Genomic DNA, 13,756 nt, shown 5'->3' with positions numbered 1-13,756 from the left:
CGACACGCCGAGGAGGGTCAGATTTTATCGAGGGTGGGACGTTATGCGTTTTACGCTCAAAACTCCCGAGAATTCGCCGGTTGTCCACTCACCGTCCATAGCACGGATGTAACACTTATGTTTCGGGCTCGGAGATAGGGTCCACTATGCGCGAAACATTAGGTAACGTTTGGCACAGACCCTCGCGATCGGCGAGGACGCATTCTGGAGGTCTAATCCGTGACTATTTCCGTTCGTAAGGCGGCAGCCGCAGGTATTGCCGGACTGGGAGCAATCGTGCTTCTCGCCGGTTGTGGCCAGGCGCCCAGCAAGCCTGCTGAGGGCGGCGCAGCCGACAGCAAGTTCCTGCCCTGCATCGTTTCCGACTCCGGTGGGTTCGACGACAAGTCGTTCAACCAGTCGAGCTTTGAGGGCCTGACCGAGGCCGCTAAGAAGCTGGGGGTGAAGTACAAGGACGTACAGTCGGACAAGGACGACGACTACGCACCCAACATGACCAGCCTGGTAGACCAGAACTGCTCGATCATCTTCAGCGTTGGCTTCAAGCTCTCGGACGCCACCAAGGTTGCCGCGACCGCCAACCCGAAGACCCACTTCGTAACCCTCGACGACAACCAGGTTGACCTGCCCAACGTCAAGCACATGATCTACAACACCGCCGAGGCCTCCTTCCTCGCCGGCTACACCGCCGCCAGCTACTCGAAGACCGGCGTTGTCGGCACCTTCGGTGGTATGCAGCTCCCGACCGTGACCATCTTCATGGATGGCTTCGCCGACGGCGTGAAGTACTTCAACGAGCAGAAGGGCAAGGACGTTCAGGTCCGCGGCTGGGACGTTGACGCACAGAACGGTTCGTTCACCGGTGACTTCAAGGCCAACGACACCGCCAAGCAGGTTGCCGCCGGTCTGATCGAGCAGAACGCCGACGTCATCATGCCCGTGGGTGGCCCGGTCTTCGAGTCCGCCATCACCGCGATCAAGGACTCCAAGAAGGACGTCGTCATGATCGGTGTCGACGCCGACCTGTACGAGACCGCTCCCGCCGCCAAGGAACTGTACCTGACCTCGGTTCTGAAGCAGATGAAGTCCGGTACCGACTCCATCGTGACCGAGGCTGGCAAGGGCAAGTTCGACGCCACCGCCTACATCGGCACCCTGGCAAACGACGGCGTTGGCCTGGCACCGTTCCACGACTACGACAGCAAGGTTGACCCCAAGCTGAAGGAAGAGCTGGAAACCATCAAGAAGGGCATCATCGACGGTTCGATCCCCGTCGTCTCGCCCTCCTCGCCGAAGAAGTAATTTCGGCACGTAGTACAGCCGCGTCCGGGGGAGCGAAACACCATTCGTTCCCCCGGGCGCGTGCCCCGTTATTCGGCCAGACCCCGGCCAATTTCGCCTAGTACCTCGCTGTACTGAGAAGGACAGAATGAAACTCGAACTTCGCGGGATCACCAAGAGATTTGGTAACTTCACCGCAAACGACCGGATCAACCTCGTGGTTGAGCCCGGCCAGATCCACTGCTTGCTCGGCGAAAACGGCGCCGGCAAGTCCACCCTCATGAACGTACTGTACGGCCTGTACCAGGCCGACGGTGGCGAAATTCTCCTGGACGATGAGGTTCAGGAATTTGCCGGTCCCGGTGACGCCATGCGTGCCGGCATCGGCATGGTGCACCAGCACTTCATGCTGGTACCCGTCTTCACCGTCGCCGAAAACGTGATCCTCGGTCACGAGCAGGCCGGTTTCGCCGGTGTGCTCAAGATGAAGGAGGCGCGTCAGCGCGTCCGCGATATCTCCGCTCGCTTCGGGTTCGATGTGGACCCCGACGCACGCGTGGGTGACCTGCCCGTGGGTGTGCAGCAGCGCGTGGAGATCATCAAGGCGCTGTCTCAGGATGCCCGCGTCCTGGTCTTCGACGAGCCGACCGCCGTGCTGACCCCGCAGGAAACCGACGAGCTCATGGCCATCATGCAGCAGCTGCGCGCCGAGGGCCGCTCGATCGTCTTCATCACCCACAAGCTGCGCGAGGTGCGCGAGGTCGCCGATGCGATCACCGTGATTCGCCTCGGCAAGATCGTGGGCGAAGCAGAACCGACCGCGAGTAACGCCGACCTGGCCGCCCTCATGGTGGGCCGCTCGGTGGACCTCACCGTGCACAAGGAACCGGCTCAGCCCGGTGCCGAGGTGCTGCGCGTCGAGGGTCTCACCGTGCTCGATGAAAACGGCCTCAAGGTGGTCAACGACGTGTCCTTCAATCTGCGTGAGGGCGAGATTCTCGCCATCGCCGGGGTGCAGGGCAACGGCCAGACCGAGCTCACCGAGGCGCTCCTCGGCCTGCAGAACAAGGTGTCCGGAAGCATCACGCTGAACGGCGCCGAGATCCTGGGCCGCAGCGTGCGCACGATCCTGGATGCCGGAGTGGGCTTCGTTCCCGAGGACCGCAACCGCGACGGCCTGATCGCCGAGTTCAGCATCGCCGAAAACCTGATGCTTGACCGCTCGACCGGTGAGCCCTTCGTCAAGGCCGGCAACGTGCAGCGCGCGTTCCGCGATGAGTTCGCCACCGAGAAGCGCACCGAGTTCGACATCCGCTCGGGCGGTATTAACTCCCTCGCGAGCGAGCTCTCCGGTGGAAACCAGCAGAAGGTTGTGCTCGCTCGCGAGCTGAGCCGCGACCTCAAGCTGTTTGTGGCCGCGCAGCCAACCCGCGGTATCGACGTGGGTTCGATCGAGTTCGTGCACAAGCGCATGGTGGCCACCCGCGATGCGGGCGTGCCCGTGATCGTGGTTTCTACCGAACTGGACGAGGTGGTCGCGCTCGCCGACCGCATCGCCGTCATGTACCGGGGTGAGATCGTGGGCATCGTGCCCTCGAACACCCCGCGTGAGGTTCTCGGCCTGATGATGGCCGGCGAACGCCACACCGAAGCCCCCGAGGCCGCCCACGAGGTGACCGCGTGAACGAGGAGCCCATGAACCCCGAAAACGAGGCGGAGCAGCCCGCTACCCGCGCCGAGCGTCGCCGCCAGGAGGCCGAGCACGCGCACGAGATTGAGGAGGCCGTGGTGGCCGCCCTCGAGACCGAGCCGGTGCCCAGCGAGGCCGTATCGGCGCCCGTAGGTGGCGCTCCGGTTGCCGCCGCCGCCGCGACCGCAACCGCAACGAAGACCGCGGCACCGGCCGAGGCGACGCCCGGCGAGGAGGAGCCCGCCTCCAACCGCGTGCTGCGCGAGATCATGAACGGCCCGGTCGTTCTCTCGTTCCTGGCCGTGCTGATTGCCTTCATCATTGGCGGCATCATGATCGCACTGACCAATGATGAGGTACAGGAAACCGCCGGGTACTTCTTCGCTCAGCCCGGAGACTTCTTCGGTGCCGTGTGGACCGCCGTGTCCGGTGCCTATGGCTCGCTCTTCCAGGGCGCGGTCTACAACTTCGGTAAGGACGACTTCGCCACGGGCATTCGCCCGCTGACCGATACCCTCACCTACGCAACACCGCTGATCGCGGCCGGTCTCGGCGTGGGGCTCGCGTTCCGCGTGGGCCTGTTCAACATCGGTGGCCGCGGCCAGATGCTGGTGGCCGCCGCGGCCGCCGGCTGGGTGGGTTTCTCCTTCCCGATGCCGATGTGGATCCACCTCCCCGTCGCGATCCTCGCGGGTCTCGCCGCCGGTGCGATCTGGGGCGGTATCGTCGGCTTCCTGAAGGCGCGCACCGGCGCGCACGAGGTGATCCTGACGATCATGCTGAACTACATCGCGTTCTACCTGATCTCCTTCATGCTGCGCACCCCGGGCCTGCTGCAGGCACCCGGTTCGGTCAACCCGAAGTCGCCGGCCATCCTGGAATCCGCGGTGCTGCCGCTGATTCTCGGCCCGAACTACAAGCTGCACCTGGGCTTCATCATCGTCGCCGTCGCAACCGCCGGTGTCTGGTGGCTGCTCAACCGCTCGAGCACCGGTTTCCGATTCCGCGCGGTGGGTACCAACCCCAACGCCGCCCTGGTCGCCGGTGTCAACGTGAAGAACACCTACGTGTGGGCCATGGCTCTCGCCGGTGGTCTGGTTGGTCTTGCCGGTGTGATGCAGATCCTCGGCACCACGCCGGACGGTATGACCTCCGGTATCGACGCCGGTATCGGCTTCGACGCCATTACCGTGGCTCTCCTCGGACGCTCGCGCCCGTGGGGCATCTTCGCCGCCGGCATCCTGTTCGGTGCGTTCAAGGCCGGTGGTTTTGCGATGCAGGCCTCCGAGGGTGTCTCGGTGGACATCGTGGGCGTCGTACAGTCGCTCATCGTGCTGTTCATCGCCGCGCCCCCGCTGATCCGCGCCATCTTCTTCATTCCCGCACCGGACGGCAAGCTGACCCGTCGCCCGCTGCGACGTAACTCTAAGGCGGTCTCGGCATGAGCGAGCAGCAGAGCAACACCCAGACCGTAACCCCAGCGGCGGATGCCGCGATAAGTGAGGTGCTGGAAAAGAAGGAACTGCGTAGCTGGAAGGCTGCGATTGCGCTGGCGCTGTTCAGCGTGGTCTCGATCATCCTGTTCGTGGTGTTCCCGCGTCACGGCCAGACCGGTTTCCGCTGGTCCGGTGCTGACGACCTGATCACGCTGCCCACCTGGCACGTCGATGCCGCGACCACCGGCACCGTCGTCACCATCCTGCTCGTGCTCCTCACCGCCCTGGTGGTGTGGGTCACCCTGCAGACCGGCCGTCTGGCTCCGCGCACCCGCCGCCTGATCACGACCGCCGCGGTCATCGTCTTCGCCCTGGCATTCATGGTGGCCTTCCTCGCCTGGGCGATGGTGGGCAACAACGTTCCGGTGACCGGCCTCCTGCTGGGTACCGTGAGCCTCAGCGTGCCACTGATCTTCGGTGCCATGGGTGGCGTAATCTCCGAGCGTGTGGGCGTGGTCAACGTCGCGATCGAGGGCCAGCTGCTCGCCGGAGCATTCTGCTCGGCGATGGTTGCCTCGCTGACCGGCAGCCCCTGGGCGGGCCTCGTGGCCGCAATGGTCGCCGGTGTGCTGGTGAGCTTCGTGCTCGCTGCCTTCGCGATCAAGTACCTCGTTGACCAGGTCATCGTGGGTGTGGTGCTGAACGTGCTCGTCACCGGCCTCACCTCGTTCCTGTACTCCTCGGTACTGACCAAGGACGCCGAAACCCTCAACACCGCGCCGCGTCTGTCGCCGGTCGCGATCCCGGGTCTCAGCGAGATTCCCGTGATCGGCCCGGTGCTGTTCAACCAGTCGGCCCTCGTCTACGTCATGTACGTGGTTGTTGCGCTGGTCTTCCTCGGTCTGTTCAAGACTCGCTGGGGCCTGCGCCTGCGCGCCGTGGGTGAGCACCCCAAGGCCGCCGACACCGTGGGTATCAACGTGGCCCGCACCCGCTTCTGGAACGTCTCGCTCGCCGGTGCCATCGCCGGTCTGGGTGGTGCCTACTTCACCCTGGTGTCGGTGGGCTCGTTCCAGAAGGAGATGGTGGCCGGTGCCGGATTCATCGCCCTCGCTGCGGTGATCTTCGGTCGGTGGGACCCGATCCGCGCTACCCTGGCCGCCCTGCTGTTCGGTTTCGCATCGAACCTGCAGAACGTCCTCGCGGCCGTCGGTTCGCCGGTGCCGAGCGAGTTCATGCTCATGCTGCCCTACCTGGTCACCATCCTCGCGGTGGCCGGCCTGGTCGGTCAGTCCGTCGGCCCGGCGGCGTCCGGCAAGCCCTACATCAAGGGATAGTGATGTCTGACGCCATCGATTGGGATGCCCTGCACGCGCACGCCGTGGCCGCCATGGAGCGCTCCTACAGCCCGTACTCGAAGTTCCCGGTGGGCGCCGCGGCGATCACCGACAGCGGCCGGATCGTCTCCGGCTGCAACATCGAGAACGCCAGCTACGGGGTGACCCTGTGCGCCGAGTGTTCGCTCGTTTCCGACCTCATCATGGGCGGTGGCGGCAAGCTCGTCGCCTTCGCCTGCGTGGACGGAAACGGCGCCGTGCTGATGCCGTGTGGCCGCTGCCGCCAGCTGCTCTTTGAGCACTCGGCCGAGGGCATGCTGCTGAACACCCTCTCCGGCATTCGTACCATCGACGAGGTTCTGCCCGACGCCTTCGGCCCGCGCACCCTCGTGGAGTACGCCGGCGAGTAGCCATCACCACCACAATTTCACAGTGCCTCACAGCGGCGACCCGACACGATCGGGCCGCCGCTGTGTGGCATCCAGTCCCCGGAAAAACCCGGAACACACAAAGGAGTGAGCATGACCATCCCCAACGCCGTCGAGGCCTTTGACGCCGTAGACCTCATCCGTCAGAAGCGCGATGCGGGCACGCTGGACACCGCGCAGATCGACTGGCTGATCGACGCCTTCACCCGCGGCTACGTGGGTCAGGAGCAGATGGCCGCGATGGCCATGGCCATTTTCCTGAACGGCATGGACCGCCGCGAGATCCGCGACCTTACCCACGCGATGATCAACTCGGGTGAGCGGATGAGCTTTGAGGGACTGGGCAAGGTCACCACCGATAAGCATTCGACCGGTGGGGTGGGGGACAAGATCACCCTGCCGCTGATGCCGCTCGTGGCCAGCTTCGGTGTGGCCGTACCCCAGCTCTCCGGCCGTGGCCTCGGCCACACCGGCGGTACCCTCGACAAGCTCGAGGCGATCCCCGGCTGGCGTGCCGATCTCGAACCCGAGGAGATGACCCGCCTGCTGCGCGAGGTGGGCGGCGTGATCTGCGCGGCCGGCGCGGATCTCGCGCCCGCCGATAAGAAGCTCTACGCGCTGCGCGACATCACCGGCACGGTGGACTCCATCCCGCTGATCGCCTCGAGCATCATGTCGAAGAAGATTGCCGAGGGCACCGCCTCGCTGGTTCTCGACGTCAAGTTCGGTGGCGGTGCCTTCATGCGCGACTTCGATCGTGCCCGCGAGCTCGCCCAGACCATGGTGGATCTCGGCCGCGACTCGGGCGTCAACACAACCGCGCTGCTCACCCGGATGGACACCCCGCTGGGCCTCGCGATCGGCAACGCCAACGAGGTGCGGGAGTCCCTTGAGGTGCTGGCCGGTGGCGGCCCCGCCGACATCGTGGAGCTCACCGTCGCACTCGCCAAGGAAATGCTTGCCCTGGCCGGACAGCCGGACGCCGACGTGGAGGCCGCGCTGCGCGACGGCCGCGCGATGGACACCTGGCGTGCGTTCGTGGCGGGTCAGGGTGGCGATCCCGATGCCGCGCTCCCGGTTGCCCGCGAAACCCACACAGTGTACGCCGAAACCGCGGGTGTGCTGACCCGACAGGACGCCCTGCCCTTCGGCATTGCCGCCTGGCGGCTCGGTGCCGGTCGCGCGCGGGCACAGGATCCCGTGCAGCACGCCGCCGGCGTCGACCTGCACGCAAAGCCGGGGGACACCGTGCGGGTGGGCGACCCGCTGTTCACCCTCGCGGCCGATGAGCCCGCGCGCTTTGAGCGCGCGCTCGAGGCCGTCGAGGGTGCGTTTGAGATCTCCGCGGACGCCGCGGGCTGGACCCCACCCGCGCTAATCGCCGAGAAGATCGGCTAGCCCAGACACCCTTTCCTCGGCCTGTTTTTGGGCTCGGAGCACCGCCCGCGACGCTTGATGCGACGCGGGCGGATGCGTTTAACGGCGTATGGCGGCGACCGGCTTCGCTGCCGTGGAAAGATTGCGGCTGCAGCCCGCGCAGCGCATTTCCGGGGAGCCAGGATAAGGCTTCGGAGTTTGTGCTCCTCACCTTCGAAGGAGAATCTGGTGTCAACCCGCACTCCGAGTAGCCCTCCGGTAATACCCGGCTATAGTTATGTTCGCCCGCTAGGCTCCGGCGGTTTTGCCGAGGTATTCCTCTATGAGCAGGACATGCCACACCGGGTAGTCGCGGTGAAGGTGTTGAACGGTGTGGGCCACACCGATTCCACCCGACGCCAGTTCGAGGCCGAGGCCGACGTGATGGCGCGCCTCAGCGTGCACCCGTCGATCGTCTCGATCTATCAGGCGAGTATCTCCGCCGATGGCCGGGCGTACATCGCGATGGAGTACTGCCCGGACTCGATGCGCTCGCGCATGCGCGGCAGCACCCCGCTCACGCTCGAACAGATCCTCGATGCCGGGGTTCGCCTCGCGGGCGCGCTCGAGACCGCGCATCGCAGCGGTGTGCTGCACCGGGATCTCAAGCCGTCGAACGTGCTGGTCACGACGCTCGGGCGACCGGTACTCGCCGATTTTGGCATCGCCGAGGTGCGCGGGGCGGTGGATCCGGGCACTCAGATCGCGCTGTCCTATCCCTGGGCAGCCCCCGAGGTGGTGGACACCCGGGTTTCCGGTACCGTCAGGAGTGAGATTTGGTCGCTCGCGGCGACCATCTACACCTTCGCGGCCGGCCGGTCACCCTTCGAGGCCGCCGACCGGGCGGGGAATACCCGGGAAAAGCTCGCTGCTCGCCTCACAGCGGCTCGAGGAGCACCGCCTCAAGGGGCTCGACACCTATCTCTCGTACCGTGTCGGTCTGCGCACCTTCTCCGCGGCCGAGTCCCGCAGCGTGCTCGGTGTTCCCGACGCCTACCACCTGCCGAGCGAACCCGGCGGGGGATACCTCAAGGCGAACACCGACGAGATGGTGCAGTTTCGGGCGGCCTACGTGTCCGGCCCGCCCAAGGCGATCAAGCGTCAGGTCGAGACCGCCGCCGACGGCTCCCCGGCCGCGCCGGTGCGCATCAGCGCATTCACCGCGGCGCCGGTACTGATCGAGGAGCCCGAGGAGGTGGAGGGAATTGAGGAGGCCGTCCCCGCCGAGGGCGCGGCCGAGGGTGCGCCGCCCGAAAAGCGCAGCACGTTTGATCTCGCGGTCGAGCGGATGTCGCAGAGCGGCATGAGCGCGCACCAGGTGTGGCTCCCGCCGCTCGAAATTCCGCCCACCCTCGACGAACTCATGGGCGAACTCGTGGTCAGTTACGAGCTCGGGCTGCACTCGCCGAGCTGGCGTGCGGTGCACCCGCTGACGGTGCCGCTCGGCATCGTCGACGTCCCGCTCGAACAGCGTCGAGACACCCTCACCGTGGATCTCTCCGGCGCGGCCGGGCACCTCGCGATCGTCGGCGGACCGCTCTCGGGCAAGAGCACGCTCGCACGCACCCTGGTGGCCGCGCTCTCGCTGCGCCATACGCCGCTCGAGGTGCAGTTCTTCGTGATCGACTTCGGCGGGAGCTTCTCCGGCATGCGCGACCTCCCGCACATTGCCGGCCTCGCGACCCGCACCGAGGCCGATATCGTGCGGCCGGCGGGGCCGATGACGGCTACGGCGACATCTTTCTCATCATCGACGGAATCGGCACCGTACGCAGCGACTTCGAATCACTCGAAACCCCGATCCAGCTGATCGCCGCCCGCGGCCTCAGCTACGGCGTGCACGTGGTGATCACCGCGGGGCGTTGGCTTGAGGTGCGCCCGAACCTGAAGGACCTCCTGGGCTCGCGAATCGAGCTACGACTCGGCGACGCGGCCAATTCCGAGGTGGATCGGAAGGCCGCCGGAAACGTCAACGCGGACCGCCCTGGCCGAGGTCTCGCCCCCTCGGCGCTGCAGATGCTCACGGCACTGCCGCGGGTGGATGGCGACCCGGATTCGGGCAGCCTCAGCTCCGGCGTCGACGACCTCGTGAACAAGACGGCCTCGGCCTGGGTGCGCGAACCCGGCCCCAAGCTGCGCCTACTTCCCGAACTGCTGCCGATGGAGCAGCTGCACCAGCACCCCGCAACACACCCCGCCCTGCTGCAGCTGAGCGTGGACGAGGCCTCGCTCGAACCCTTCGGCCTCGACCCACGGGCCGAACCGCACCTCTTCCTCTACGGCGACTCCGGTTCGGGAAAGTCGACGATGCTGCGCGGCTACATTCGCGAGATCGTCCGGCGCTATCGGCCGGGGGAGGCGCGGATCTTCATGATCGACTATCGTCGGGCAAACCTCGGCGAGATTCCCGAAGAATACCTCGGGGCGTATATGACCGGTCACGAGCAGACGATGGCCTCGATCTCGCAGCTGGTCGAGTTCTTCCGAGGCCGGCTTCCAGGACCCGACGTGACCGCCGACCAGCTGCGCGCCCGCAGCTGGTGGAGCGGCTCGGAGGGCTTCGTGCTGATCGACGACTACGACCTGGTCGCAACCTCCCAGGGCAACCCCGCGGCCCCGCTCTCGCAGCTGCTCGCCCAGGCGGCGGACGTCGGGCTGCACGTGATCGTGACGCGGCGCTCCGGCGGAGCCTCCCGCGCGGCCTACGATCCCGTGCTGCAGGGCATGACCGACCTCGGCGTCACCGGCATCCTGCTGAGCGGAAACCCCGAGGAGGGCCAGCTGATCGGCAAGATCAAGGCGATGCCCGCCGTGCCGGGCCACGCACAGGTCATCAGTAGGGAGCGCGGATACTTCATCGCGCAGCTCGCGCACTCGGCGACCCTCCACGAAATGGAGAGCGGCACCGACTAGCGTCATACGCACCGGGACCGGCGGGTCTCGGTGCGTGCGCGCGGGGGAGCGCAACTAGACTGAGCGGGTGACTAAGACTACTGTTCCCTCCCTCGACGGCGTCGACCTGGCCCGTCTGCCCAAGGTTTCGCTGCACGATCACCTCGACGGCGGCCTGCGGCCCCAGACCATCATCGATCTCGCCCGCGAGATCGACCTCGAACTCCCCGCCGACAACGCCGATGACCTCGCACAGTGGTTCCTCGACCAGTGCAACGCCGGCAACCTGGTTGACTACCTCAAGACCTTCGACCTCTCGACCGCGGTCATGCAGAGCGAGGCCGGTCTGCGCCGCGTCGCGCACGAGTTCGTGCTCGACCTCGCCGAGGACGGCGTCATCTACGCCGAGATCCGCTGGGCACCCGAGCAGCACCTGACCCGCGGCCTGAGCCTCGACCAGGTCGTGGAGGCCGTTCAGGCCGGCCTGGAAGACGGCGTCACCGAGGTGCGCGAGTCCGGTCGCGACATCGAGGTCGGTCAGCTGATCACCGCGATGCGTCACGCCGACCGCGCCCTCGAAATCGCCGAGCTCGCCGTGCGTCACCGCGACCGCGGAGTATCCGGATTCGACATCGCCGGTGCCGAGGATGGTTTCCTGCCCTCGCGTCACCGCGAGGCCTTCGACTACCTGGCCAAGAACTTCTTCCCGGTCACCGTTCACGCCGGTGAGGCCGCCGGCCTCGAGTCGATCACCTCGGCCATCTTCGACGGCCGCGCCCTGCGCCTCGGTCACGGCGTGCGCCTCGCCGAGGACGTCACGGTCGAGCGCAGCGATGACGACGAGGTCTACGTCAACATCGGTCGCCTGTCCGAGTGGGTCCGGGACCGCGAGATCGTGCTCGAACTGAGCCCCTCCTCGAACATGCAGACCGGTGCCGTGGCCGCCTGGGGTGACGAGCTCGAGGACCACCCGTTCGACATGCTGCACCAGCTCGGCTTCCGCGTCACCGTGAACGTCGACAACCGCACCATGAGCGGCACGAGCCTTACCCGTGAGCTCGGTCTGCTGGTGGAGACCTTCGGCTACGATCTCGAGGACCTCGAGACCTTCCAGCTCAACGCCGCTGCCGGCGCCTTCCTCCCGCTGGAGGACCGCGAGTACCTGGTCGAGCAGATCCAGGCCGGCTTCGACGCCGTTCGCGAGTAGTTCCCCGCACCACGCTTGGCCGCCGTCACACCCGTGACGGCGGCCGTTGCCGTTTCCACCCGGAGTGTGGCACCGGCAGGGTTGACGGGAACCACCCGGCGCTGACGATAGGCTGGATTCATGACAGTCCGGATCAACCCGAGTATTCTTTCCGCCGATTTTGTGAACATGCAGGCGGACCTTGAGCGCATTGCCAACGCCGACTTCGTGCACGTCGACGTGATGGACAACCACTTCGTGCCGAACCTCACCTTTGGGCCCCAGATGGTCCGCCGCATCCAGGACGTTTCGCCGGTGCCGCTCGACATCCACCTGATGATCAGCGACGCCGACCGCACCGCCCCCGAGTACGCCGAGATCGGTGCCGCCTCGGTCACCTTCCATGCGGAGGCCGCCGAAAACCCGATCACCCTCGCGCGTCGCCTGCGAGACATCGGATCGCGGGCGGGCATCGCGCTGAAGCCCGGCACCCCGATCGAGCCCTACCTTGAGCACCTGGACGAATTTGACCAGATTCTCATTATGACCGTCGAGCCCGGTTTCGGTGGTCAGTCGTTCATGGCCGACATGATGCCGAAGCTTGCCGCACTCTCGGCCGAGGCGAAGCGCCGCGGTTCGAACGTCTGGCTCCAGGTGGACGGCGGCATCGCCGAGTCGACCATCGCGCAGGCCGCCGAGGCCGGCGCCGACACCTTCGTGGCGGGCTCCGCCGTGTACGGTGCCGACAGCCCCGCGCTCGCTATTGACGCGCTGCGCGACCTCGCCGCCGCCCACCGCCACTAGCGGGAGGCCGATCCTCGATCGGCACCGAGCAATACCGGCACACTAACGTGCGTGAAATCCGGGCATATTCCCGCCGGAAACCGGGCTCCGCGGTCTTCGCGGGGCCCGGTCACCTAGTAGTGTGAACCTCGTGAAGAATTTCGACACCCTGTTTACCGAACTGACCCAGAAGGCGCTGGAGCGCCCCGAGGGTTCAGGAACGGTGGCCGAACTCGACCGTGGCATCCACGGCATCGGCAAGAAGATCGTGGAGGAGGCGGCCGAGGTATGGATGGCCGCCGAGTTCCAGAGCAATGATGACGCCGCTGAGGAGATCTCGCAGCTGCTCTACCACCTGCAGGTGATGATGATCGCCAAGGGCCTGACCCTGGAGGACGTGTATCGACATCTGTGAAGCCCCCGCTTCACCCTCGATACCCACTTTCAATCAAAAGGTTCCCCCAATGCTGAGAATTGCCATCCCCAATAAGGGATCGCTGTCCGAGACCGCCACCCTGATGCTCGCCGAGGCCGGCTACGCGACCCGTCGCGACCCCAAGGAGCTGCACCTCGTCGACGCCGAAAACGACGTTGAGTTCTTCTTCCTGCGCCCCCGCGACATCGCGACCTACGTGGGCTCCGGTGCCCTCGACGTCGGCGTCACCGGCCGCGACCTGCTGCTCGACTCGGGCTCGGACGCCCGCGAAATTGAGCCGCTGAACTTCGGCGACTCCACCTTCCGTTTTGCCGGCCCCGCCGGGAAGTTCAGCGAGCTGAGCGACCTCGAGGGCGTACGCGTGGCTACCAGCTACCCCGGCCTCGTGGGCGACTTCCTCGCCCAGCACGGCGTCACCGCCCACCTCGTGAAGCTTGACGGCGCGGTGGAGTCCGCGGTGCAGCTCGGCGTGGCCGACGCGGTGGCCGACGTGGTCTCGACCGGTGCCACCCTGCGCAAGGCCGGCCTCGACATCTTCGGCCCCGTGATTCTCGAATCCACCGCCGTGCTCATCCGCTCCGAGATCGAGCAGCCTGGTCTCGCGACCCTGCGCCGCCGCCTCGAGGGCGTACAGGTGGCCCGTCAGTACGTGCTGATGGACTACGACCTGCCGCTGTCGCTGCTGGATGAGGCCACCGCCATCGCCGGTGGACGTCAGTCGCCGACGGTCTCGCCGCTTCGCGAGCCCGAGTGGGTCGCCGTGCGCGTCATGGTGCCCAAGCGTCGCACCAACCAGATCATGGATGCCCTCTATGAGCTCGGTGCGCGCGCCATCCTGGTCAGCGCGATCCACGCCGCTCGTCTGTAGGGG

General features: G+C 66.3%; 12 protein-coding genes and 1 pseudogene. All 13 read left to right on the top strand.

Annotation, left to right across the window (positions count from 1 at the left end; genetic code table 11):
* Positions 1–219 precede the first annotated feature (219 nt).
* On the top strand, positions 220–1,302 hold the full coding sequence (locus D9V32_RS05280; RefSeq protein ID WP_121647848.1) for a BMP family lipoprotein: 1,083 nt from the start codon (positions 220–222) through the stop codon (positions 1,300–1,302).
* Between the two features lie 127 nt (positions 1,303–1,429).
* Entirely contained in the window at positions 1,430–2,965 is a 1,536-nt protein-coding gene (locus D9V32_RS05275; RefSeq protein WP_121647847.1) for an ABC transporter ATP-binding protein, read from the top strand.
* Positions 2,962–4,416, top strand: coding sequence for an ABC transporter permease (locus D9V32_RS05270; RefSeq protein WP_245982063.1), 1,455 nt, complete (start codon positions 2,962–2,964; stop codon positions 4,414–4,416). The genes D9V32_RS05275 and D9V32_RS05270 overlap by 4 nt, the downstream gene beginning before the upstream one ends.
* A complete protein-coding gene (locus tag D9V32_RS05265) occupies positions 4,413–5,744 on the top strand; it encodes an ABC transporter permease (RefSeq protein ID WP_121647845.1) in 1,332 nt (443 codons plus the stop codon). Before D9V32_RS05270 ends, D9V32_RS05265 begins: the two co-directional genes overlap by 4 nt.
* Positions 5,745–5,746: 2 nt before the next feature.
* Positions 5,747–6,154: a cytidine deaminase gene (locus D9V32_RS05260; RefSeq protein WP_121647844.1), complete on the top strand. Its 408-nt coding sequence runs from the start codon at positions 5,747–5,749 to the stop codon at positions 6,152–6,154.
* A gap of 111 nt (positions 6,155–6,265) precedes the next feature.
* On the top strand, positions 6,266–7,570 hold the full coding sequence (locus D9V32_RS05255) for a thymidine phosphorylase (RefSeq protein WP_121647843.1): 1,305 nt from the start codon (positions 6,266–6,268) through the stop codon (positions 7,568–7,570).
* 57 nt (positions 7,571–7,627) lie between these two features.
* Positions 7,628–8,395: pseudogene (locus D9V32_RS16610) on the top strand (serine/threonine-protein kinase); the annotation flags it as partial.
* Between the two features lie 166 nt (positions 8,396–8,561).
* Positions 8,562–9,398, top strand: coding sequence for an FtsK/SpoIIIE domain-containing protein (locus tag D9V32_RS16605; RefSeq protein ID WP_342772567.1), 837 nt, complete (start codon positions 8,562–8,564; stop codon positions 9,396–9,398).
* Complete coding sequence (gene eccCb / locus D9V32_RS05245) at positions 9,326–10,501, top strand: type VII secretion protein EccCb (RefSeq protein ID WP_342772568.1); 1,176 nt, start codon at positions 9,326–9,328, stop codon at positions 10,499–10,501. The genes D9V32_RS16605 and eccCb overlap by 73 nt, the downstream gene beginning before the upstream one ends.
* Positions 10,502–10,568: 67 nt before the next feature.
* A complete protein-coding gene (locus D9V32_RS05240; protein ID WP_121647840.1) occupies positions 10,569–11,687 on the top strand; it encodes an adenosine deaminase in 1,119 nt (372 codons plus the stop codon).
* A gap of 120 nt (positions 11,688–11,807) precedes the next feature.
* A complete protein-coding gene (rpe, locus tag D9V32_RS05235) occupies positions 11,808–12,470 on the top strand; it encodes a ribulose-phosphate 3-epimerase (protein WP_121647839.1) in 663 nt (220 codons plus the stop codon).
* 130 nt (positions 12,471–12,600) lie between these two features.
* Positions 12,601–12,864: a phosphoribosyl-ATP diphosphatase gene (locus tag D9V32_RS05230; protein WP_121647893.1), complete on the top strand. Its 264-nt coding sequence runs from the start codon at positions 12,601–12,603 to the stop codon at positions 12,862–12,864.
* A gap of 49 nt (positions 12,865–12,913) precedes the next feature.
* Positions 12,914–13,753 carry an ATP phosphoribosyltransferase gene (gene hisG, locus D9V32_RS05225; RefSeq protein WP_121647838.1) on the top strand — a complete coding sequence of 280 codons (840 nt, stop codon included), beginning with the start codon at positions 12,914–12,916 and terminating at the stop codon, positions 13,751–13,753.
* Positions 13,754–13,756 lie beyond the last annotated feature (3 nt).

This window comes from Mycetocola tolaasinivorans (genome assembly GCF_003667565.1).
Lineage (GTDB): Bacteria > Actinomycetota > Actinomycetes > Actinomycetales > Microbacteriaceae > Mycetocola > Mycetocola tolaasinivorans.
The sequence above is the reverse complement of the archived record's forward strand: the minus strand, read 5'-3'. Positions and strand labels throughout refer to the sequence as shown.

Excerpts from the sequence above, each read along its gene's own strand:
- rpe (WP_121647839.1), top strand. The coding sequence starts at position 11,808 with ATGACAGTCCGGATCAACCCGAGTATTCTTTCCGCCGATTTTGTGAAC.
- hisG (WP_121647838.1), top strand. The coding sequence starts at position 12,914 with ATGCTGAGAATTGCCATCCCCAATAAGGGATCGCTGTCCGAGACCGCC.
- D9V32_RS05265 (WP_121647845.1), top strand. The coding sequence starts at position 4,413 with ATGAGCGAGCAGCAGAGCAACACCCAGACCGTAACCCCAGCGGCGGAT.
- D9V32_RS05255 (WP_121647843.1), top strand. The coding sequence starts at position 6,266 with ATGACCATCCCCAACGCCGTCGAGGCCTTTGACGCCGTAGACCTCATC.
- D9V32_RS05260 (WP_121647844.1), top strand. The coding sequence starts at position 5,747 with ATGTCTGACGCCATCGATTGGGATGCCCTGCACGCGCACGCCGTGGCC.
- D9V32_RS05275 (WP_121647847.1), top strand. The coding sequence starts at position 1,430 with ATGAAACTCGAACTTCGCGGGATCACCAAGAGATTTGGTAACTTCACC.